26 protein-coding genes are annotated in these 20,428 nt (G+C 49.9%); 1 reads left to right on the forward strand and 25 read right to left on the reverse strand.

The genetic code is table 11. The annotated features are described in order from the left end of the window. Nucleotides 1-5: 5 nt before the first annotated feature. From nuoH to I8U21_RS03125, 21 genes are all read right to left on the reverse strand, one after another. A complete protein-coding gene (nuoH, locus tag I8U21_RS03025) occupies nt 6-980 on the reverse strand; it encodes an NADH-quinone oxidoreductase subunit NuoH (RefSeq protein ID WP_181731319.1) in 975 nt (324 codons plus the stop codon). Further along, nucleotides 980-2,080 carry an NADH-quinone oxidoreductase subunit D gene (locus I8U21_RS03030; protein WP_181731318.1) on the reverse strand — a complete coding sequence of 367 codons (1,101 nt, stop codon included), beginning with the start codon at nt 2,078-2,080 and terminating at the stop codon, nt 980-982. Before I8U21_RS03030 ends, nuoH begins: the two co-directional genes overlap by 1 nt. 5 nt (nt 2,081-2,085) lie before the next feature. Next, the gene (locus I8U21_RS03035; RefSeq protein WP_309544763.1) at nt 2,086-2,778 is read right to left on the reverse strand and encodes an NADH-quinone oxidoreductase subunit C; all 693 of its coding nucleotides are present in this window, start codon (nt 2,776-2,778) and stop codon (nt 2,086-2,088) included. Then, complete coding sequence (locus I8U21_RS03040) at nt 2,775-3,293, reverse strand: NuoB/complex I 20 kDa subunit family protein (RefSeq protein ID WP_181731317.1); 519 nt, start codon at nt 3,291-3,293, stop codon at nt 2,775-2,777. The genes I8U21_RS03035 and I8U21_RS03040 overlap by 4 nt, the downstream gene beginning before the upstream one ends. Further along, nucleotides 3,284-3,655 (reverse strand): NADH-quinone oxidoreductase subunit A, encoded by a 372-nt coding sequence (locus I8U21_RS03045; RefSeq protein WP_181731316.1) that lies wholly within the window; start codon nt 3,653-3,655, stop codon nt 3,284-3,286. Before I8U21_RS03045 ends, I8U21_RS03040 begins: the two co-directional genes overlap by 10 nt. Before the next feature lie 288 nt (nt 3,656-3,943). Continuing rightward, entirely contained in the window at nt 3,944-4,201 is a 258-nt protein-coding gene (gene atpC, locus I8U21_RS03050) for an ATP synthase F1 subunit epsilon (RefSeq protein WP_198053246.1), read from the reverse strand. 132 nt (nt 4,202-4,333) lie between these two features. Continuing rightward, entirely contained in the window at nt 4,334-5,740 is a 1,407-nt protein-coding gene (atpD, locus tag I8U21_RS03055; RefSeq protein WP_181731314.1) for a F0F1 ATP synthase subunit beta, read from the reverse strand. A 57-nt stretch (nt 5,741-5,797) separates the two neighbouring features. After that, nucleotides 5,798-6,673: an ATP synthase F1 subunit gamma gene (gene atpG, locus I8U21_RS03060; protein ID WP_181731313.1), complete on the reverse strand. Its 876-nt coding sequence runs from the start codon at nt 6,671-6,673 to the stop codon at nt 5,798-5,800. An 82-nt stretch (nt 6,674-6,755) separates the two neighbouring features. Then, complete coding sequence (gene atpA, locus I8U21_RS03065; RefSeq protein WP_198053247.1) at nt 6,756-8,273, reverse strand: F0F1 ATP synthase subunit alpha; 1,518 nt, start codon at nt 8,271-8,273, stop codon at nt 6,756-6,758. A gap of 30 nt (nt 8,274-8,303) precedes the next feature. Then, nucleotides 8,304-8,846: a F0F1 ATP synthase subunit delta gene (locus tag I8U21_RS03070; protein WP_198053248.1), complete on the reverse strand. Its 543-nt coding sequence runs from the start codon at nt 8,844-8,846 to the stop codon at nt 8,304-8,306. Continuing rightward, nucleotides 8,843-9,331, reverse strand: a complete 489-nt coding sequence (gene atpF, locus I8U21_RS03075) for a F0F1 ATP synthase subunit B (RefSeq protein WP_370527016.1) — start codon at nt 9,329-9,331, stop codon at nt 8,843-8,845. Before atpF ends, I8U21_RS03070 begins: the two co-directional genes overlap by 4 nt. A 98-nt stretch (nt 9,332-9,429) precedes the next feature. Then, a complete protein-coding gene (atpE, locus tag I8U21_RS03080; RefSeq protein WP_181731310.1) occupies nt 9,430-9,654 on the reverse strand; it encodes a F0F1 ATP synthase subunit C in 225 nt (74 codons plus the stop codon). A 94-nt stretch (nt 9,655-9,748) separates the two neighbouring features. Continuing rightward, nucleotides 9,749-10,507 carry a F0F1 ATP synthase subunit A gene (gene atpB / locus I8U21_RS03085; RefSeq protein WP_181731309.1) on the reverse strand — a complete coding sequence of 253 codons (759 nt, stop codon included), beginning with the start codon at nt 10,505-10,507 and terminating at the stop codon, nt 9,749-9,751. A gap of 18 nt (nt 10,508-10,525) precedes the next feature. After that, nucleotides 10,526-10,906 carry an ATP synthase subunit I gene (locus I8U21_RS03090; protein ID WP_181731308.1) on the reverse strand — a complete coding sequence of 127 codons (381 nt, stop codon included), beginning with the start codon at nt 10,904-10,906 and terminating at the stop codon, nt 10,526-10,528. A gap of 6 nt (nt 10,907-10,912) precedes the next feature. Then, nucleotides 10,913-11,122, reverse strand: coding sequence for an AtpZ/AtpI family protein (locus I8U21_RS03095; RefSeq protein ID WP_198053249.1), 210 nt, complete (start codon nt 11,120-11,122; stop codon nt 10,913-10,915). Between the two features lie 215 nt (nt 11,123-11,337). After that, nucleotides 11,338-11,967, reverse strand: a complete 630-nt coding sequence (gene upp, locus I8U21_RS03100; protein WP_181731306.1) for a uracil phosphoribosyltransferase — start codon at nt 11,965-11,967, stop codon at nt 11,338-11,340. A 133-nt stretch (nt 11,968-12,100) separates the two neighbouring features. Next, a complete protein-coding gene (locus I8U21_RS03105) occupies nt 12,101-13,342 on the reverse strand; it encodes a serine hydroxymethyltransferase (RefSeq protein ID WP_198053250.1) in 1,242 nt (413 codons plus the stop codon). A 70-nt stretch (nt 13,343-13,412) separates the two neighbouring features. After that, nucleotides 13,413-13,955 (reverse strand): TIGR01440 family protein, encoded by a 543-nt coding sequence (locus tag I8U21_RS03110; protein WP_198053251.1) that lies wholly within the window; start codon nt 13,953-13,955, stop codon nt 13,413-13,415. Continuing rightward, nucleotides 13,952-14,395: a ribose 5-phosphate isomerase B gene (gene rpiB, locus I8U21_RS03115; protein ID WP_198053252.1), complete on the reverse strand. Its 444-nt coding sequence runs from the start codon at nt 14,393-14,395 to the stop codon at nt 13,952-13,954. Before rpiB ends, I8U21_RS03110 begins: the two co-directional genes overlap by 4 nt. Before the next feature lie 62 nt (nt 14,396-14,457). Further along, on the reverse strand, nt 14,458-15,102 hold the full coding sequence (locus I8U21_RS03120) for a low molecular weight protein arginine phosphatase (protein WP_232337503.1): 645 nt from the start codon (nt 15,100-15,102) through the stop codon (nt 14,458-14,460). A 136-nt stretch (nt 15,103-15,238) separates the two neighbouring features. Beyond that, nucleotides 15,239-15,799 carry a manganese efflux pump MntP gene (locus tag I8U21_RS03125; RefSeq protein ID WP_181731301.1) on the reverse strand — a complete coding sequence of 187 codons (561 nt, stop codon included), beginning with the start codon at nt 15,797-15,799 and terminating at the stop codon, nt 15,239-15,241. Between the two features lie 139 nt (nt 15,800-15,938). Between I8U21_RS03125 and I8U21_RS03130 the strand changes: the two genes are divergently transcribed. Next, complete coding sequence (locus I8U21_RS03130; RefSeq protein WP_181731300.1) at nt 15,939-17,087, forward strand: metallophosphoesterase; 1,149 nt, start codon at nt 15,939-15,941, stop codon at nt 17,085-17,087. Between the two features lie 48 nt (nt 17,088-17,135). Here I8U21_RS03130 and I8U21_RS03135 read toward each other — a convergent pair whose 3' ends face one another. The 4 genes from I8U21_RS03135 to prmC form a co-directional block, all read right to left on the reverse strand. After that, a complete protein-coding gene (locus I8U21_RS03135) occupies nt 17,136-18,203 on the reverse strand; it encodes an L-threonylcarbamoyladenylate synthase (protein ID WP_181731299.1) in 1,068 nt (355 codons plus the stop codon). A gap of 48 nt (nt 18,204-18,251) precedes the next feature. Continuing rightward, nucleotides 18,252-18,725, reverse strand: a complete 474-nt coding sequence (locus tag I8U21_RS03140) for a GNAT family N-acetyltransferase (protein ID WP_198053254.1) — start codon at nt 18,723-18,725, stop codon at nt 18,252-18,254. A 73-nt stretch (nt 18,726-18,798) separates the two neighbouring features. Then, nucleotides 18,799-19,467, reverse strand: coding sequence for a stage II sporulation protein R (gene spoIIR / locus I8U21_RS03145; protein ID WP_198053255.1), 669 nt, complete (start codon nt 19,465-19,467; stop codon nt 18,799-18,801). A gap of 68 nt (nt 19,468-19,535) precedes the next feature. Continuing rightward, nucleotides 19,536-20,423 carry a peptide chain release factor N(5)-glutamine methyltransferase gene (prmC, locus tag I8U21_RS03150; protein WP_181731296.1) on the reverse strand — a complete coding sequence of 296 codons (888 nt, stop codon included), beginning with the start codon at nt 20,421-20,423 and terminating at the stop codon, nt 19,536-19,538. Between the last annotated feature and the right edge of the window lie 5 nt (nt 20,424-20,428).

Here is a 20,428-nt window from a genome sequence, read left to right on the forward strand (position 1 = left end):
TTCCGTTAATAATAAGTCCCGATCACCGGCACTTCTTTTAAAAGACAAGTCAGCAAAATATTGAAAAGAGCCACCGGCAACAACACCTTCCATGCAAATTGCATCAGTTGGTCCACACGAATCCTCGGCATGGTGGCTCTCAACCAGAACAGGAAAAACACGACCAGCAAAAATTTCAATATAAACCAAATGACCGGCGGAACCCACGTGAGGCCGAACGGTGCATTCCATCCGCCCAGATAAAGCACGGTCGTCAGGGATGCCATGGCAAAAATGTAGGTATACTCCGCCAGCATAAAAAATGCAAACCGGAAACCCGTATATTCCACGTGGTAACCGGCCACCAGTTCCGATTCGGCTTCCGGCAGGTCAAACGGCGTCCGGTTCAATTCCGAAACCGATGCGATCAAAAAGACCACAAAACCGATAAATTGCGGGAAAATAAACCAAACCTCTTTTTGGGCCTCCACAATCTCGGCAAGGTTTAAAGAACCGACTGACAAAGCGATCCCGACGACAGACATCACCAGCGGAATTTCATAACTGATCATTTGCGCTGCCGAACGCATCCCGCCGATCAATGCATATTTGTTGTTGGAAGACCAGCCTCCCACCATGATTCCGATGATGGTAATGCTGGAAACCGCCATGTAATACAGCAAACCGACTGCAAAGTCAGAAAACTGAATGGAAGGGGTGAAAGGAATCACCGCAACCACGGCAAAAGCGGGAACAAAGGCAATTGCCGGCGCCAGTTTAAACAATCCGGCATCCGCTTTTTCGGGAATGACATCTTCTTTGATGAGCAGCTTCAAAACATCCGCCACGGTTTGAAACATCCCCCGGGGGCCCACCCGGTTCGGGCCGATCCGGTTTTGCATCCAGCCCAGCACTTTCCGCTCAAACAAAATGGCATACGTCACAAACCCGAGCACGATCAGCAAAAGCAAAACCGGTCCGATGATCATCCACGGATTCATCAACAATCCACCTCCCCGAGCACAATGTCGATTCCGCCCAAAATCGCCACCAAATTGGATATATTCTCCCCTTTTAATAAAGTCGGGAGTATCTGTAAATTATAAAAAGACGGACGCCTGAACTTTAACCGCCACGGTTTGTCTTTCCCGTTGCTGACAATGTGGCAGCCCAGCTCTCCCCGTGGAGATTCGATACCGCAATAAATCTCTCCTTCCGGAACCCGGAGAACCCGGGGAACTTTCCCCATGACCGGACCGCTTTCAGGAAACTGAGCAACCGCTTGTTCAACGATTTTCAGCGATTCATCAATTTCCCTCATCCGGCACAAATATTTTTCATACAAATCTCCGGTTTTCCCGACCGGCACATCAAATTCAAACCGTTCATAAATCGCATACGGCTGGTTCTTCCTCAAATCCCAATCCACGCCGGTCACCCGTAAATTGGCACCCGACAATCCGTATTCAATGGCCAGTGACGGCGAAACCACCCCGATTCCTTTGGTCCGCTGAATAAAGATTTCATTTCCGGTGATGAGATCATGGTATTCTTTCATTTGCCGTTTCATGTTCTCCACGAATTGCCCGACCTTGTCAATCCAACCCGGAGGCGCATCCCATTTGACACCGCCCACGCGCATATAGTTGAACGTGATCCGGGCACCACACAACTCATTAAACAGATCCAAAATCTTTTCCCGGTCGCGAAATGCATATAAAAAAGGGCTTAAAGCACCGATATCCAACAAATACGTTCCCATCCAAACCAAATGGCTGGCAATCCGGTTCAACTCCATCACAATGACCCGCAAAAATTGAGCCTTTTCCGGAACTTCCAGTTGCATCAGCTTTTCGGTGGCATGGACGATGGAATAATTGTTGGTCATGGCGGACAGATAGTCCATCCGGTCCGTATAGGGAATGATTTGCGTATAATTCAGATCCTCCGCCAGTTTTTCAGTTCCACGGTGGAGATATCCAATCACCGGCTCGGCATCCACAATGATTTCCCCGTCTATTTTCACGACCAAACGGAGCACGCCATGAGTGCTGGGATGTTGAGGTCCGACATTCAGCAACATTTCTTCCGTTCTAAGCACAAGGATTAAACCTCCTTATCCAGTGGTTCGTAATCTTTCCGGAGCGGATGCCCCACCCATTCATCCGGCAACAAAATCCTCTTCAGATTCGGGTGCCCTTCAAAAACAACCCCCATCAGGTCATAAGCTTCCCGTTCATTCCAGTCGGCTGCTTTCCATAAATGAGCCACACTCGGCACTTTGGCCTCATCCCGGTCTGTTTTGACGCGAATGGCAATCTGGTGTTTCTTTTTGAAAGAGTAAAACTGGTAAACCACTTCAATTTCTTTTTGGTAATCCACAGCCGACAGATTGCGCAAATAATCAAAGGAAAACAAGGGATCCTCTTTCAAAAGCCGGGCCACCTCAAGCCATTTTTCTCTGGCGATGACAAACGTGGGAACATGTCCGCTGGCCCGGTTGATATAATCTTCAACCACGGCGTCTTCCCCTGCTTTTTCCACGATTTCCTGCTTAAAACGTTTTAAAACCGGTTCAAGCGGTGAGGGCTCTTCCGGTTTTTTCTCCTCTTTGCCGGCTGGTTTAGAAGCAGGCCTTGCCCGTCGGGGAACGGCTTTTTCTTTCGGCTTCGGGGATTGGGGAGCCGGTTTTTCCGGTTCTAAAGCATTTGAATCCGGCCCGGCGTCTGATGCGTTTTTCTTTTCCATCCCTTTTTCTTTTTCTTCAGATTTTTTTCGATCTTCTTCATGAGAACTCACCGGTTCGTCACCTTCTTCCCGTATTTGGCTTCATAACGGATTTTTTCCTGCAATTTGTTGATCCCGTAAATCAGGGCTGCCGGATTGGGAGGACATCCCGGAATGTAGACATCGACCGGCACAATTTGATCAACGCCTTTGACAACGGAATACGATTTCACATACGGTCCGCCGGCGGTGGCACAAGAACCCATGGCGATCACCCACTTGGGTTCCGGCATCTGATCGTATAATCTGCGCAACAAAGGCGCCATTTTTTTGGTCACGGTTCCTGCGACAATCATGACATCCGACTGACGCGGGGATGCACGAAAAATGACGCCAAACCGGTCGAGATCATAATGCGGGGCCCCCGTGCCCATCATTTCAATCGCACAACATGCCAACCCGAAAGTGAGGGGCCATAAAGAACTGCTGCGCGCCCAGGCTTTGATTTGTTCCAAATTCGTCGTCACCACATTCCGCTTTAATTCCTGCTCTTCAACCGGAGCGAATCTTTCAAAATTTACTCCCATTCTAACACCTTCTTTTTCCAGGCATAAAGCAAACCCAGGATCAGAAAGAAAACAAACAAAACCATTTCCACCAGAATGAACAGCCCCACCTCAGAGCGCAAAACATCGTAACCGGCTGCCCAAGGGTATAAAAAAACCGCCTCCACATCAAAGATGACAAACAAGAGCGCGAACAAATAATAGCGGACATTAAACTGAATCCAACTGTCCCCGGTCGGATCCACACCGCTTTCATAAGAAATGGCCTTATCAGGGGCAGGCTGATGGGGACGAAGCAGTTTTCCGATGGAAAGCGCCACAATGTGCAAAACAATGCCGAGAATAAAAAAGATGGCAATGAACCCGTGACTGACGGCAGACAAACAAACCCCTCCTTCATCTTGATCTATACAAAAATAAAACGCTTACATTCTTTGAATGGAATACTAATTTTTCAGTAGTAATATACTTTTTTAAAGCAGTGCTAAAAAGTTGGCAATCCCCTCCTCTATTGTTTGATTATACACTACTTTCCCAATTGTGAGAAGGATCGTGTCCTTGAGAAAAATAGCGCTTATCTGAGATGGTTCACCAAATGCGGGAAATATTTTTCACAAACCTTAAAATAAAAAAGACACCTTCGGTAAAGGTGTCTTTTTGGAGATCCGTTTTTATACCTCTGCGGATTCAGCGAGAATGGTGACTTTATCGGGGCGCACTTCAATGAACCCGCCGCTGATTTTAAACGTCTCTTCCGATCCGTCATTTTTCACCCGAACGATATCCCCGATAATCGGGCTCACAAACGGAACATGCTGGGCCATCACACCAATCTCCCCATCGGCCGCCTTTGTCACCACCATATCAATGTGCTTGGAATAAACAATCCGCTCAGGTGTTACAATATCCAACTGCACTTTATTCCCCATCATGACCTGCTGATCCCGGGAACAACCACGGGATTTGGCAGGGCTTCACCTCCTTGTCCTGCGGAGTGAGCCGTGTATCCATCCATCGGTAATCCGGTTGGCACCGGAAATCCGCCGGAAAAATGCCGGGATCTACACCATGCGGGTATAACCCAGTTTTTTCGCTTTTTCAATGGCTTCGTCAATGCCGCCCACCATGTAGAAAGCGTCTTCCGGCAAGTCGTCATATTTTCCTTCCAGCACTTCTTTGAAGCTGCGAACCGTTTCTTTCACCGGCACGTATACACCCGGGTTACCGGTAAACTGCTCGGCAACGTGGAAGTTTTGCGACAAGAACTTCTCCACTTTCCGTGCACGGGCCACCACGATTTTGTCTTCCTCGGACAATTCATCCATACCCAAGATGGCAATGATGTCTTGCAACTCTTGGTAACGTTGCAGGAGTTCCTGCACGCCACGGGCAACCCGATAGTGTTCTTCTCCCACCACTTCCGGGGTCAGGATGCGGGAAGTGGATGCGAGCGGATCCACCGCCGGGTAAATCCCTTTTTGAGACAAACGACGTTCCAGGTTGGTGGTCGCATCCAAGTGGGCAAAGGTGGTCGCCGGAGCCGGGTCGGTGTAGTCGTCAGCCGGCACGTAAATGGCCTGAATGGAGGTGACGGAACCTTTTTTCGTGGAGGTGATCCGTTCTTGCAATTGACCCATTTCCGTTGCCAATGTCGGCTGGTAACCCACCGCAGACGGCATCCGGCCCAAAAGTGCGGACACCTCGGATCCGGCTTGGGTGAAGCGGAAAATGTTATCAATGAATAACAGTACGTCCTGACCTTCTTGATCACGGAAATACTCCGCCATGGTCAAACCGGTCAAAGCCACACGCATCCGCGCTCCCGGTGGCTCGTTCATTTGTCCGAACACCATAACGGTTTTGTCAATGACCCCGGTGTCTTTCATCTCATGATAAAGGTCGTTCCCTTCGCGGGTACGTTCACCAACCCCCGCAAACACCGACAATCCGCCGTGCTCTTGTGCGATGTTGTTGATCAACTCTTGAATCAAAACGGTTTTTCCCACTCCCGCACCGCCAAAGAGTCCGATTTTTCCACCTTTGGCATAAGGGCAGAGCAAGTCAACCACTTTGATTCCCGTTTCCAGCATTTCCTGCTCAGTCGATTGTTCTTCAAAGCTCGGTGCCGGACGGTGAATGGAGTGTTTTTCGGCTCCTTTCACTTCTCCGGCTTCATCAATCGGTTCTCCCAAAACGTTAAACACCCGTCCCAATGTCGGACGGCCGACGGGTACGGAGATCGGTCTCCCCGTATCGATCGCTTCCATCCCCCTGACCAGACCGTCGGTGGAAGCCATGGCTACGGTACGCACCGTGTTATCTCCCAAATGTAAAGCCGTTTCCAAAACAAGCTCGCTTCCGTCCACCCGCTTGACTTTAATCGCGTTGTTAATCTCGGGCAGATGTCCGCGTTCAAATTCAACGTCCACAACCGGCCCCATAACCTGAAGCACACGTCCAGAACTCATCGAATTCCCTCCTTAAACTGCCATGCACTGGTTTCTTCGCTTGTGAAAAGATCATGCTCAGCCGTTTAGCGCAGATGCACCGCCGACAATTTCAGCGATTTCCTGAGTAATTGCAGCCTGACGCGCACGGTTCAACTGTAACGTCAATTGATCAATCAGCTCCGTCGCATTATCCGTTGCATTGCTCATCGCTGTCATTTTGGAAGCAAATTCACTTGCTTTCGCATCGAGTAAGGCGCTGTAAATTAACGATTCCGCATACCGGGGGAGCAAGACGGATAACACTTCTTCCTGTGATGGTTCATATTCGTAAGATGTTTTCGGACCCAGTTCCTGCCCGCTCAAATCCTCGCTCGCAAGCGGCAATAACCGTTTGTCCAAAGGCCGCTGAACAACCGGGTTGACAAACTCGTTGTAAACGATGTACAGCTCGTCATATTTCTCTTCTGCATAAAAACGAACGGCTTTTTTCGCAATTTCTTGCACTTCATCATAAGAAGGTGAATCAGAAAGTCCCGTAATCTCATCAATGACTGGATAATTGCGTTTTTTCAAGAAGTCCCGGCCTTTCCGACCAATGACAAACAACACGTACTCATCTTTGCTTTGATGCCGTTCATGCAAAGTCTGAAGCAACATCCGCAACAGGTTGCTGTTGTAACCTCCCGCAAGGCCGCGATCCGACGTAATCACAAGATAGCCTGATTTACGTACGGGGCGCGATACCAGCATGGGATGTTTTGCACTCGTCGTGCCTTGGGCAATGCTTACGATCACTTCACGCATTTTTTCCGCATAAGGACGCGCTTTTTCCGCTCTTTCCTGTGCACGGCGCAAGTTCGCGGCTGCAACCATCTTCATCGCTTTGGTGATTTGTCTCATTTTTTCCGTCGAACGAATGCGCCTTTTGATCTCACGCATCGATTGACCCATGTTTTCACCGCCTTTCCGCTGCCAGTCTCCCCGTAAGAGCCGCTGACGGCCAGCGACTCTTGTCTACTTTATCTGAAACGGCTTATTTCTCGGTAACCGCAAATCCTTTTTTAAAGGTTTCGATCGCTTTTTTCAGTTTCTCTTCGGTCTCGTCTTCAAGCACTTTTTTCTCCCGGATCGATTTCAAGATGTCTTCTTCGTTGGTTTCCAGATAGCTGTGAAACTCTTTCTCGAAACGGCGCACATCTTCCACCGGAATATCATCCAAGTGTCCCCGGGTAACCAGATACAAGGAAACCGCTTGTTTCTCAACCGGAAGCGGATGGTGTTCCTCCTGTTTCAAAATTTCCTCGGTGCGTTTCCCCCGTTCCAGTTTCGCTTTGGTGGCTTTGTCCAAATCCGAACCAAATTGGGCAAAAGCTGCCAGCTCATAGTATTGGGACAAGTCCAAACGCAATGTTCCGGTCAGTTTTTTGATGACTTTGGTTTGCGCCGCACCACCGACACGGGATACCGATGTCCCCACACTGATCGCCGGACGGATCCCGGAGTGGAACAAATCGGATTCGAGGAAAATTTGCCCGTCGGTGATGGAGATCACGTTGGTCGGAATGTATGCGGACACGTCCCCGGCTTGGGTTTCAATAAACGGAAGTGCCGTCAAGGAACCGCCGCCGCGTTCGTCGGACAATTTTGCCGCCCGCTCGAGCAAACGGGAGTGCAAATAGAACACGTCCCCCGGATAAGCTTCACGGCCTGGCGGACGACGGAGCAAGAGCGAAAGCTCGCGGTAAGCAGCGGCTTGTTTGGTCAAGTCGTCATAAACGCAGAGAACATGGCCGCCTTTGTACATGAAGTATTCACCCATTGCACAACCGGCATAAGGAGCGAGATACAAAAGCGGTGCCGGATCCGAAGCGCTGGCAACCACCACAATGGTGTAATCCATCGCACCGTAGCGGCGAAGCTTTTCAACAACCTGTGCAACGGTCGATTGTTTTTGCCCGATGGCCACATAAACACAGATCATGTCTTCATCTTTTTGGTTGATGATGGTGTCAATGGCAATCGTGGTTTTCCCGGTTTGACGGTCCCCGATGATCAACTCACGCTGCCCGCGTCCGATCGGGATCATGGAGTCGATCGCTTTGATTCCTGTTTGCAGAGGTTCATGGACGGATTTCCGGTCAATGACACCCGGTGCAGGAGATTCGACGGGGCGGAATTCGGTGGTTTCAATGGGGCCTTTTCCATCAAGCGGCTGACCCAGCGGATTCACGACACGGCCAAGAAGCGCTTTCCCCACCGGTACTTCCATCAAGCGGCCGGTGCGTTTGACCTGGTCCCCTTCACGAATATCCTGATAAGGTCCTAAAATAATAACCCCCACATGATGTTCTTCCAAGTTCAAAACCATTCCCATGACGCCGTTTTTAAACTCAACCAGCTCACCTGCCATTGCGTTGGAAAGGCCATGAACTTGTGCGATCCCGTCACCTACTTGAATGACGGTGCCGACATCCGTCACTTCCACTTCGGAACGGTAATTCTCGATCTGCTCTTTAATCAGGGAGCTGATCTCTTCCGGTTTAATGCTCATATATGTCACCCCAATCTTTCCGTCTGTAATCTATCCAACTTGATTTTGTTTCAGCTGTTCTTGGAAACGATTCAGCCTGGTTCGCAAACTTCCGTCGTACAAACGGTCGCCGATTTGCACAACAACGCCGCCCAGGATATCGGAATCCACTCTTTCGACCAGTTCCATGGTTTTCCCGATCATTGGCTCAAAGGTTGCTTTGACCTGTTTTTTATCCTCTTCGGTCAATTTGAATGCCGTCGTGACAACCGCTTCGACAATTCCTCTGGATTCATTTGCCAGCTTTTTGTATTCTTCATACAGATCAAAAAGAACGTTTTCCCGCCGGCGATCCACCAACAGATACATCAGATTCTTGGTATATGCGTTCAACTGATCAAAGATTTTGGTGAGCAGTTCCTTTTTTTGCCCGTCCCCGATAGAAGGATGGCTGAGCCATTCCGTCAATTCCGGGAAAGCTTCGAATGTATCGGTGATTCGCTTCAAATCTTTCTCAATGGCGTCGATCTGCTTTTGTTCAGAGGCAACTTCAAACAGCGCTTTGGCGTAACGTCTCGCTACTGTCTTACTCATTGCAATCTTCCTACCTCGTCAAGATAGCTGGAAACCAAATCGGAATGCCGGTTTTTGTCCAACTCTTTTTCCAATAATTTGGACGCCAACTGAACGGAAAGCCCGCCGACTTCATCACGCAAGCTGGCCAACGCTTTTTCTTTTTCGCGCTGAATTTCGTTCGTCGCCTCTTCCAGAATGCGCCCTGCCCGTTCCTGTGCTTGCTTGATGATCGCTTCCGCTTCGCGGTCTTTTTGCGCTTTGGCACGTTCAATGATCTCTTTGGCTTCCTGACGGGCTTTTTTCAGTTCCTGCCGTTGTTCTTCCAGCAGTTTTTCCGCTTCTTTTCTGCGTTCTTCCGCTTCCTTGATCTGGCCTTCGATGTGATCCGTGCGTTGTTTCATCACCTGCAGCATCGGACGAAGGGCAAACTTGGACACAAGAAGCATTAAAATAATAAATGCGATCAGCTGAAACAGCATCGTACCGATTTCGATGGTCAGCAATCCAACTCACTCCCTTCGGGATCGTGTTTCTTCTTCCTCAATACGACCAGACGGGGACTATCAACTGCATCCCCGCCTCCATCAAACGGATCGATCCATTAAATTACACCGAAGAACAACATGACTCCAAATGCCACGGCAATAACCGGCAATGCCTCAACCAACGCAATTCCGATAAACGCCCGGGTGAAAAGTTTCCCTTCCATTTCCGGCTGACGGGCAGATCCTTCCAAATAACGGCTGTATACCATTGCGTTTCCAAATCCTCCGGCAATCGCTGCAAATGCGAGCAACAAAGCACCAGCCAAAATGTTTACATCCATGATATTTCCTCCTCTGATTTGTTTTCGTTTCAAAATTTTTTTGATTGTCCTTATGCGGATCAGACAAGATTGACTTCAGACTGCATTCTGATTGTCACGCTTCAATTTTTTGCGCCATGTAAACCATGGCCAACACGGTGAAGACATAGGCCTGAATCGTTCCGACGAACAAGGAATAGCCCAGCCATACAATCAACGGGGCCCCGGTCAGGAACCAGCTGCCTTTCACCATCACAAGGATCAACACTTCACCGGCAAAAATATTGGCCCATAAACGCATGCCGTGCGTCAAGGGTTTGGACACTTCCTCAATCGCATGCATCAAAACCATCGGCCAGAAAGGTTGGAAGTAGTGGGCCAGATAATGCTTGGGAGATTTTCTGAAGGCCAGGAAATGAGCTGCCAGTGTGATGGCAAAAGCCATGGCCATGGTCACATTGATGTCCGCGGTGGGCGATTTCCACAGGGCATACGCATAATGTTCCCCTTCCCCGGCTGAATCGGCCGCCCATATTTTCAACCACGGAATCGATATATGCGACTCGGCGACGACATTGAACATGACTCCCATCTGGTTGGCAATAAAGATGAACAGAAAAAGGGTGAATGCAAAGCCGTAGAATCGTTCAGCCGTTTTGCCCGACAAGTTGGAGCGGACAATTCCCTGAGTGAATTCGATCACCATTTCCACCACGTTTTGCATGCCGGTCGGGACAAGCGAAAGGCGACGGGCAGCAAGCATGGCGATCACAAAAACCAAGATGCATGCGACCGTGGTTGTAAACATGACCGTGACGTCAAATTGAACCGGAATGCCGGCCACTTCAAACCGCAGCTTCGGTGTAAGTTCCATTCCCTCACTCCTTTCTCTTTAAGATGAAGAGCGAATCACTTGGATAAACTGAGTGCAATAAAGGAATATATAGCAAACTGGTAACCCTGCGACAATTGCTCTGGGATCAATCCATTCCGGAAATTTCACAGCAATTATGATAGCGAGGGCAACCATGAGATAACGATGAATGATTCCAACTCCCCGATATCTTCCTGGTTTTAAGTAAACGGCACTTTCCTTTACCGGTTTCATTTTCCACAACAAATTTAAAACATTGTACAAACTTACACATAAACCCAGGAAAACGCCAGCAACAATACGTTGGTGCGGAGTCATAAACCAAATGATCAATAACAAAGTGAGGAGTCCGGTTGTGAGGGATACCACTCGCTTCCGAATGGTCTTCACGGTATCCATGAGGATTCATTCCTTTAACAATGCTTTCAGGGTGTAAATGGCACTGAAAAAACCCACTCCCAATCCCAACAACACTCCAGCCATCAAAAGATACGGCCGGGTTCCCCAAACCGTATCCAGTTTTTTCCCCAACCAAGCTCCCCCCAAGGTCAAAAGAACGATTTCCATTCCCATGGAACCGATCACGGCAAACAGCCGCCACATATTCCCGTTCAATTTAAAACCCCCGTAACATCTAGCATTTTCAAAGGGGAAGTTTCGCTTGTAGGGAGCCGGATTGACAAGAGTGAAGTTTTCTCAGTTTTCCATCCTTCCCCCTGCCTATAGTAACGAAGCGTTCTATCTTTTGTCAACGTTTTCTCAAAATCACTTATGAACAAATTGTCGCAATTAAAAAAACTCCGCTTGAAACACCGGGCTTTTTCTAAAAATTATTTTGTACCGAAGAGTCGATCTCCTGCATCTCCCAGTCCCGGAATGATATAACTTTTTTCGTTCAGAACCGGATCGACTGCCGCAACATAAATATCCACATCATCGTGTTCTTTTTGCACGCGGTCAATGCCGGCTTGAGCAGCAATCAAACACATCAATTTGATTTGTTTGGCCCCCATTTCTTTCAGCACGGAAATTCCCGCTGCGGCCGACCCGCCCGTTGCCAGCATGGGATCGATCACGATCAATTCCCGTTCTCCGATATCCGGAGGCATTTTGGAATAATATTTCACCGCTTCCAGGGTTTCCGGATCCCGGTACATTCCCAAATGACCCACCTTTGCGGCAGGGATCAATTTCAAAATTCCGTCCACCATGCCGAGTCCTGCGCGCAAAATCGGAACGAGGCCCAGTTTTTTTCCGGCCAACACTTGACATTTGGCCTTGGCCAGCGGTGTTTCCACTTCCACTTCACGCAAAGGCATGTCTCTCGTAATTTCATAAGCCATCAAAGCGGCAACTTCATCCACCAGTTCCCGAAACTCTTTCGTGCCGGTGTTTTTGTCCCGGATATACGTCAGCTTATGTTGAATGAGCGGGTGATTTAAAACATGTACACGACCCACTTTTGCTTCACCTCTTCCTTATCTGTTTTTATCCAACTGATTATAACCATAATTCACCCTGTGTACACAACTTTTTTATATATGTTTCTTATTGCCAAAAACCCGACCCTCGCGGATCGGGCTCAGGAATCCATTAAAGTTGTGGATACAAGGGGTATGTTTCCGTCAGACGGGCCACCCGTTTTTTGGCTTCCTCCCGTGCATTTTCGTCTTCCGGATTTTTCAGTGTCAATCCGATGATTTGCGCGATTTCCTCCATGGCTTTTCCGTCCATGCCGCGGCTGGTCACAGCGGCCGTGCCAATCCGGACTCCGCTGGTGACAAACGGTTTTTCCGGATCAAAAGGAATCGCGTTTTTATTGGTCGTGATCCCCACTTCATCCAGCAGGTGTTCCGCTTTTTTACCGGTCAGGTTGAAATTGCGGACATCCATCAGGATCAGATGGTTATCCGTTCCGTCTGAAATCAGGTTAAACCCTTCCTCTTTCAAAGATTCCGCCAACTTTTTGGCATTGTCCACAATGTTTTGGGTGTAGGTTTTAAATTCATCGGTCAAAGCTTCCCCGAGTGCCACGGCTTTGGCCGCGATCACATGCATCAACGGTCCGCCTTGAACCCCCGGGAAGACGGATTTGTCAATTTGCTTTGCATGTTTTTCTTTGCACAAGATCATGCCGCCCCGCGGTCCGCGCAACGTTTTATGTGTGGTGGTGGTGACAAAATCGGCATAAGGAACCGGATTGGGATGAAGTCCCGTCGCCACCAGTCCGGCAATGTGAGCCATGTCCACCATCAGATAAGCGCCGACTTCATCGGCGATTTCCCGGAACCGCTTGAAATCGATGATCCGGGGATAGGCGCTGGCTCCCGCCACAATCAGCTTCGGCTTATGTTCCAATGCAACTTTGCGAACCTCTTCATAATCGATCCGGTGGGATTCACGATCCACCCCATAAGCGACAAAATTGTACATTTTTCCGGAAAAATTCACCGGGCTTCCATGGGTCAAATGGCCCCCGTGGGCAAGATTCATGCCCAATACCGTGTCTCCCGGCTCCAAAACAGCAAAATAGACAGCCATATTCGCTTGGGCTCCGGAGTGAGGCTGAACATTGGCGTGTTCTGCACCAAACAATTCCTTGGCACGGTCCCTTGCCAGGTCTTCCACCACATCCACATATTCACAGCCTCCGTAATATCTTTTTCCCGGATAGCCTTCCGCATACTTGTTCGTCAAGACCGTCCCCATCGCTTCCATCACAGCCGGGGATACGAAGTTTTCCGAAGCAATCAACTCGATTTTATTCCGTTGACGCCCCAGTTCCTGTCGGATGGCTTCAGCCACTTGCGGATCACTGGTGATTAATTGCTTCATGATTTGCCTCCTTGTCCTGTTCGTTAATTTTCTCTATTTTATCAAACAAGTTCTCTTTTTTGGACTCGGATTACTTTTCCAACGCATAAACGGCCCGCTCTCCCCCGATCAGTTTGGGGCGGGTTTTGGCCAACGTGACATGGGCTTGTCCGATCGTTTTTTGCCGGGAGCGCACGGGAACGGCCACGGGTTTTAAATGCATCCCGATCAATGTGTCCCCGATATCAATGCCCGCATCGGCCTGAATCTGTTCGACCACCACCGGTTGCTCCATATGTCTGTACGCATAAGCAGCCATGGCTCCGCCGGCATTGTTCACGGGAACCACCGTCACTTCCGGCCAACCAAAACGTTCGGCGGTTTTTCGTTCGACCACCAATGCCCGGTTCAAATGCTCGCAACATTGAAACGCCAGATGAAAGCCGGCTTGCTTTTGGATTTCCGAAATTCCCTCATACAATTCGCGCGCAATGTCCTCACTGCCGCCGGAGCCGATCCGTTTTCCGGCCACTTCGCTGGTGCTCGCGCCCACAACCAAAACATGTCCGGCATCCAAGGGCATTGCCGCCAATAAATCACGTAAGGCCCTTTTCACTTCCTCTTTCATCATCATCCCTCGTTTTCCAATTGCTCGATCTTTTCCAGGCGGCGCTGATGACGGTCTCCCTGAAATTCGGCCTTCAGCCAGGTACGGACGATGGATTTGGCCAAGTCGGGCCCCACCACCCGTTCCCCCAATGCCAGGACATTGGCATTGTTGTGTTCACGGCTCATCCGCGCCGAGTATTCATCGCTGACGACCGCACAGCGGATTCCTTTGATTTTATTGGCGGCAATCGACATACCGATGCCGGTTCCGCAAATTAAAATTCCCCGGTCAAACTCCCCTTCGGCCACTCGTTTGGCCACCGGTTTGGCATAATCGGGATAATCCACCGATGTGTCACAATCACAACCCGCGTCCTCATAAGCAATGTTTAATTCCTCAAGCAGTCCTTTAATCTCTTCTTTCAAATTTCTGCCACCGTGATCGGATCCGATGATCAGCTTCATTCTTTCATCTCCCTCCTTGGATCCATCTTCGTATCCTGTCATTAATCCATCATCCGGCCGGGTCATGATTCCTGCTCCCACCGGTCTAAAATCCGGTTAATGTATTTTTTCAATTCCGAGGCGCATTCCCGGTATCGCTCCACACTGCCGCCGACCGGATCTTCAATATCCCATGTCCCGTTCAACTCTTCCAGAAATTGTTGTTCTTTTTCCTTCAGCGGCTTCAGGGCTTTTTCCAGGGCGGCCTTTGCTTCGTCCGGCCAAGGCTCGTCCGCTTTGACGGCATACTGCGCCTGAATTTTTGCCCGGATGCTTTCCGCTTCGAGATACAATTGATCCAGCTTTTTGTGGATTTGTTCTGACTCCTCTCCCCACAAAGCATATTCTTTCAAAGTGTATATTTTTTCCCTGCTTTGCAAGAAGTTTTGAGCGATGAATTGTTTATGCGCTTCCGTCATTGCCAGAATCAAATCAGACCATTCGACGAGTTGCTGATTTAATAAACGGGAACGATGATTGCAGTTGATGCCTTTTTCTTTTAACACTTCCACCGCCTGCATGGACGGTCTGGCCCCGTCGATGGCGGCGATTCCGGCAGACTTCACCTCTACCGGGATGTTCCTTTGCCTGGCCGTTTCCCGGAACAAATTTTCTGCCATGGGACTCCGGCAGGTATTCCCCGTGCAAACAAACAACACCCTTTTCATGATGTTCACCTCAAATTTCACCTGTTCTTCAGTATCCGTTGAACAGATGGATGATATACCCTTTCCCCCTTTCTTTTAAAAACATACCACTAAATCCCCGGCGGCTTCCACATCTTCTCTGTTCCGGCACCAGCGGTCAAAACAGAAATTTTCCTCCCAAAAACAGCAGAATAAACCCTCCGATCACTTCCCCGTAGCGACCGATCCATCCCCCGAAAATCCGTCCGAGCATCAGTCCCGTTCCCGCCATGATGAGTCCTGCAAAACCAAACAACAAAACCGCGAGCACCATGTCTGTCGAAAAAAAACCGAGACTCAATCCGGCCGAAAGGGAATCCATGCTTACACTCAATGAAAGAATCAATGTTTGCCAGAACGATTGGACTTGAAGTTCCTCTGAATCATCCCCTTTAACAACCTGGTACAGCATATTCAACCCCAACAGGCAAAGCATGATGCCTCCCAGCATGACGGCAATATCTTTTAACAACGTACTCAAAAAATGCCCGATTCCCATTCCCAAAAGAGGCATGATGATATGAAAAAAGCCGACGGACAGACTGATCAACGTCATTTGCGAACCGGGAATCCGCTTCAATCCCAGCCCGATTCCCATGGAAAAAGCATCCATGCCGAGTGCCACCGCAATCATGGATAAAGTCATCACTTGACCCCATTGAATGAGTGTAAGCTCCATTGATTCCCCCCCTGAGCCTGCTTGTCACATTCCATCATATGCCGGATCCCGAAAAAAAGAACCAAGCTTGCCATGGCCGCCGGAATCTGTAGTAAAATCATCTACAGACCATTTCAATCAAACAAGAGGAGAGAGCCATATGTGGGGTCTGGTTATTTTGATTTTTTTGACACTGTACGGCCTGATCAGTTATTACATCGGCCGCAAAGGTTGGAAATATTTGATCCGTAAAGATTCCCCCGTAAGCAAAGTCCTTTTTGTCGCGGCACTGTTGGCACTGATCGTCCCTTTCCCGCTGTCCGAACTGGGAAAAAACATTTTGCCTGAGCGCATCGGTTCCTGGTTGGGCATCTGGGGAGGACACTCCATGATCATCGTTTTATATTTGTTCTTTCTGATCCTGATGCTCGATGTGATCCGCTTCATCGACCGCCTGGCCAAATTCATTCCTCCGGCCTTTAAAAATCATCATCTCACTCCTTATTCCCTGGCTGCGGCAGTTTTTCTCCTCGCAACGGTTCCCGTTGCTTACGGCAGTTGGAATGCACAGCATCCGGTGATCAAAAAATACAACGTCAACGTCAACAAGGATGCCGGCGGAATGAAACAACTCCGGATCGCCATGGTATCCGACATCCATTACGGTCCCGTCATCGATACGGACAGACTGAAAACCCTGCAACAGATGATTCATCAAATCAAACCGGATTTGGTTGTGTTGGCCGGTGACATCACCAACGGGCCGCTGACGCCGGGGGAAGACCGGAAATTGGCCGCCGCGTTGGGAAAAATCAAGGCACCGTATGGCGTCTATGCCGTTCCCGGAAACCATGACCGCGATCTCGCCGAACGGGGAAGCCAACTGATGCAGGCGTTGCAAAAAGCCGGCATCAAGGTTTTAAAAGACGAAAAGGTTGTGATCCCAAACCGCTTCACCCTGATCGGCCGGGATGATCCCAATTTGATCCGGGAACCGGGACGTAAAGAACTGGCATCTTTGATGAAAGGCACCGATTATTCCCACCCCTTGATTCTTCTGGATCACCAGCCGATCGAACTGCAACAGGCACAAAAAAACGGCATTGACCTGATGCTTTCCGGGCACACCCACCACGGACAGATTTTCCCCGGAAACTGGATCACCGCCATGATCTATGAGAATGACTGGGGACTTTTGCAAAAAGGCAGTTTTTATTCCGTCGTCTCCTGCGGGTTCGGCACTTGGGGACCGCCTCTTCGGATCGGAAACCGGCCGGAAGTCGTGGAAATCACAATGAATTTTACATAAACAGACAAAAACAGCTGCAAGTTTCCGCAGCTGTTTTTTTGATTTGCCTCACACTTCCACCATGTTGCCGGAGGCCGCTTTTTTCATGCGATTCATCACGGAAGCAAACAACCCTTGTTCCGGAAAAGCTTCCGCAAAAATCACATCCACCTTCTGTTCGTCAAAACGGCGCAATGCACCATACAACCGGCGGGCAACGCTGGCCGGATGGCGACGGGATCCGACTGCAATCACACAATCCGCCTGTTGATACTTTCCTTGGTTTTCTTCCGTGGTGAGCACCCCGACCCGTTTTCCGTTTTTGACGGCCTCTTGGACTTGTTGTTGTATGTACGAGATTACCGCCTCCGGATTCCCTTTGACCAGCCACATTTCTCCCTGCGGGGCATAATGCCGGTATTTCATGCCGGGTGAACGGGGCGTTTGACTCGCGTCGGTTAATCCGGGATCCACACGGACTTCCCCCAGTGTTTCTTGCAACTGTTCCAAAGTGATTCCGCCCGGCCGGAGCAACAAGGGGATTTCCCCGCTGACGTCGACCACGGTGGATTCCACTCCGATGCCGGTCGGACCTCCGTCCAGGATCCCGTCAATTCTTCCGTCGAGATCATTTAAAACATGCTCGGCCGTCGTGGGACTGGGCTTCCCGGAACGATTGGCGCTGGGGGCCGCCACCGGAATGCCCACCTCGTTTAACAAGGCCAGCGCAACCGGATGATCCGGCATCCGGACCGCCACCGTCGAAAGCCCTGCCGTCACGTTTTCCGCCAGGTTATCACGGTGAGGCAGTACCATCGTCAGAGGGCCTGGCCAAAATTTTTCCGCCAGCTTTTGCGCATTCTCCGGAAACCGGCGAACCCATTGGGCCAGTTGCTCCTTTTTTCCGATATGAATAATTAACGGATTGTCCGAAGGCCTTCCTTTGGCTTCATAAATCTTTGCAACACTGTCCCGGGATGTGGCAATCGCTCCCAAACCATAGACGGTTTCCGTGGGAAAAGCGACCAGTTTCCCTTGACGCAGATAAGCCGCCGCCCGTTTGATGGCTTCCGAATGAATCAGCTGTGTTTCCTCCATCCCGCTATCCAGTTGAAACCGTTCTGTCTTTTTCAACATTGGCTCCCTTCTTTTCCACGTTTTATCCACCTATGATAACACATTTTCTCAATGCGGCAACGAAGTCGGATTCTCACAAGTGTAAACCATCGGTTGCCCCCGGTGGATCGACTGTTTCAAATGGGCGGATTGATGCAACTCTTCCGGCAAATGTTCTTCCCCGGTCTTGACAAAACCAAGCCGGGAGAAAAAATGAGTGGATTGACCGGCCAGCAAATAAATCCGGGACAACCCCATCTGTTCGGCATAAGAAAGAATGACTTGAATCATATGGACTCCCACTTTGCTGTTCCAGGGAGCCCGCTCCAAAACAAAAGACCGGATCAACCCGTACGGAGGATACACTTCCATGCCGACGATGCCCACCATTTGGGAAACATCCCCTTTCCCTCCGGCGGGAAGTTCGGCGATAAAAAAGTGATCCAGGTGCTCCTCGATTCCCTGGTCATTTAATCCGACTTCTTTGAGCAATTTGCGAATCTGAAACAAATCTTTTTTCTCCGCTTGACGGATGACAAACATACCTTTCCCCCATTCCGCTGAAACTCTTTGATATTAGCGGTATGAAAGAAAAAGGTTTCATAGAACCAAAGAGTCAGTCATCCATCCACTTCTTTGCCTGATCCAAGAGAAAAAACCGCACTTCGGGCTTCTTGTCCTGCTCTTCTTTTTGTGCTTTCGCTTCCGAAGCATACACCGGTTGCGCCGATGTCATGGAAGTGGAGAACGATTCGGGCGACTTGGCCTTGACGGCATCCCCGTTGCTCATATCCACAAAACAGAGGGGAGGAAACAACACGCACCACCAATTCTCCCCTTCGCCGCTTCCGATCTGGATGCGAAGCGCCTCATAATCCCCGGCGGGATAAACCTGGTCTCCGTATAATTTGGTCGGAAACGGAACCATTCCATAATCCACCCGGACCGCGTAATCATACCCCTGTTCCCTGACCGTTTTCCGCGCAATTTCCTCAAAACGGGGCAAGTGCTCTTTCACCAGTTTTCTCGCTTCTTCAATCGTGCGGGGCTGAGTTACCCATGTATTCATTTCGCGGATCACTTCGTCGCGGACTTTTCGTTTTAACCACTGATCTTCCGGCCGGTCGCTGTTGGCCAAAATCCTGAGCCGGATGGCCTGATCCGGGATCCGGTTCAAAGAGGACGCCGTTTGCGTTTGGGTCGCATCCTCCCGGGCCCATTGGTAAAAAAAGATTCCTCCGGAAAGCACGATGATGACAAGAATGAAATAAGTCCATTTACGCATTGCCCATTCCTCCTCTTTATCCCTACCCACAGTATGGACAGAGAGGAGAAAACTTAATCTTATTTTTTTCAGAATTGATTCTCCAAATGGAACCATCCCAAAACCATCCGGTCCCTTCCCGCCAGATCTTTTCTCACTTCCGCGCGGGTGATGTGCGGCATTTGCCGGACCAACCCGCAAACCTCTTCGCCTTGGTCGGCGCCGATTTCAAAAGCAACCAGCCGCGGTTTTTCAGGCCAACCGGAAAGTTGCCGGGTGATCCGGCGGTACGGTTCAAGCCCGTCCGCTCCCCCGTCCAATGCAAGGCGGGGCTCATAACAAGAAACGGTTTTGTCAAGGCGTTTTATTTCCCCGGAGCGTATATACGGCGGATTGGAGACCAAAATGTCGATGGGGGGATGCTCCTTTTCAAGCGGCTCCAAAAAACTTCCCAAAACCCACCGGATCCGCTTCTCCACCCCGAATTTCCGGGCATTTTGCCTGGCAACGGACAATGCTTGTTCCGAAATGTCAATCGCGGTGACCTGCCAACGGGGTTGTTCCAGTGCCAAGGTGACAGCAATCGCCCCGCTTCCCGTCCCGACATCGACCACATGCACCGGACGGCCGGCAAACCACTTTTCCCCTTCCTGCAATACGGCTTCCACCAGCAATTCGGTTTCCGGCCTGGGAATCAACACCCCGGGCTTCACCTCAAAAACCCGCCCGAAAAACTCCTGATCCCCCACGATGTATTGCAACGGTTCCCCCTCGCCCCGGCGTTTCAGCCATTCCCGGAGTTTGGGTTCCAGACATTTTGGCCAAGGATCGGCCATTTTCGCAAAAAACGCGGCCCGTTCCACTCCGAGAAGCCGGCGCATCATGTATTCCGCTTCAAACTGCGGAGAATCGGTTCCGCTTTGCTGTAAAAAAGAAGAAGCCTTTTGCCAGGCTTCCCGGATCGTTCCATTTTTCATCAAAC

This window comes from Thermoactinomyces sp. CICC 23799 (genome assembly GCF_016055145.1).
GTDB lineage: Bacteria > Bacillota > Bacilli > Thermoactinomycetales > Thermoactinomycetaceae > Thermoactinomyces > Thermoactinomyces intermedius.

What these genes read in the sequence shown, in the direction of transcription:
- atpC (WP_198053246.1), bottom strand. Translation starts at nt 4,201, where the DNA reads ATGGGGAATAAAGTGCAGTTGGATATTGTAACACCTGAGCGGATTGTT.
- rpiB (WP_198053252.1), bottom strand. Translation starts at nt 14,395, where the DNA reads ATGAAGCTGATCATCGGATCCGATCACGGTGGCAGAAATTTGAAAGAA.
- atpB (WP_181731309.1), bottom strand. Translation starts at nt 10,507, where the DNA reads ATGGAACTTACACCGAAGCTGCGGTTTGAAGTGGCCGGCATTCCGGTT.
- prmC (WP_181731296.1), bottom strand. Translation starts at nt 20,423, where the DNA reads ATGAAAAATGGAACGATCCGGGAAGCCTGGCAAAAGGCTTCTTCTTTT.
- I8U21_RS03040 (WP_181731317.1), bottom strand. Translation starts at nt 3,293, where the DNA reads ATGGGAGTAAATTTTGAAAGATTCGCTCCGGTTGAAGAGCAGGAATTA.
- I8U21_RS03125 (WP_181731301.1), bottom strand. Translation starts at nt 15,799, where the DNA reads ATGGAGCTTACACTCATTCAATGGGGTCAAGTGATGACTTTATCCATG.
- atpA (WP_198053247.1), bottom strand. Translation starts at nt 8,273, where the DNA reads ATGAGCATTAAACCGGAAGAGATCAGCTCCCTGATTAAAGAGCAGATC.
- I8U21_RS03105 (WP_198053250.1), bottom strand. Translation starts at nt 13,342, where the DNA reads ATGAAGCAATTAATCACCAGTGATCCGCAAGTGGCTGAAGCCATCCGA.
- I8U21_RS03120 (WP_232337503.1), bottom strand. Translation starts at nt 15,102, where the DNA reads ATGAAAAGGGTGTTGTTTGTTTGCACGGGGAATACCTGCCGGAGTCCC.
- nuoH (WP_181731319.1), bottom strand. Translation starts at nt 980, where the DNA reads ATGAATCCGTGGATGATCATCGGACCGGTTTTGCTTTTGCTGATCGTG.
- I8U21_RS03130 (WP_181731300.1), top strand. Translation starts at nt 15,939, where the DNA reads ATGTGGGGTCTGGTTATTTTGATTTTTTTGACACTGTACGGCCTGATC.
- I8U21_RS03140 (WP_198053254.1), bottom strand. Translation starts at nt 18,725, where the DNA reads ATGTTTGTCATCCGTCAAGCGGAGAAAAAAGATTTGTTTCAGATTCGC.
- atpG (WP_181731313.1), bottom strand. Translation starts at nt 6,673, where the DNA reads ATGGGTCAATCGATGCGTGAGATCAAAAGGCGCATTCGTTCGACGGAA.
- I8U21_RS03070 (WP_198053248.1), bottom strand. Translation starts at nt 8,846, where the DNA reads ATGAGTAAGACAGTAGCGAGACGTTACGCCAAAGCGCTGTTTGAAGTT.
- I8U21_RS03135 (WP_181731299.1), bottom strand. Translation starts at nt 18,203, where the DNA reads ATGTTGAAAAAGACAGAACGGTTTCAACTGGATAGCGGGATGGAGGAA.
- atpD (WP_181731314.1), bottom strand. Translation starts at nt 5,740, where the DNA reads ATGAGTTCTGGACGTGTGCTTCAGGTTATGGGGCCGGTTGTGGACGTT.
- I8U21_RS03110 (WP_198053251.1), bottom strand. Translation starts at nt 13,955, where the DNA reads ATGATGATGAAAGAGGAAGTGAAAAGGGCCTTACGTGATTTATTGGCG.
- atpE (WP_181731310.1), bottom strand. Translation starts at nt 9,654, where the DNA reads ATGGATGTAAACATTTTGGCTGGTGCTTTGTTGCTCGCATTTGCAGCG.
- I8U21_RS03090 (WP_181731308.1), bottom strand. Translation starts at nt 10,906, where the DNA reads ATGGATACCGTGAAGACCATTCGGAAGCGAGTGGTATCCCTCACAACC.
- spoIIR (WP_198053255.1), bottom strand. Translation starts at nt 19,467, where the DNA reads ATGCGTAAATGGACTTATTTCATTCTTGTCATCATCGTGCTTTCCGGA.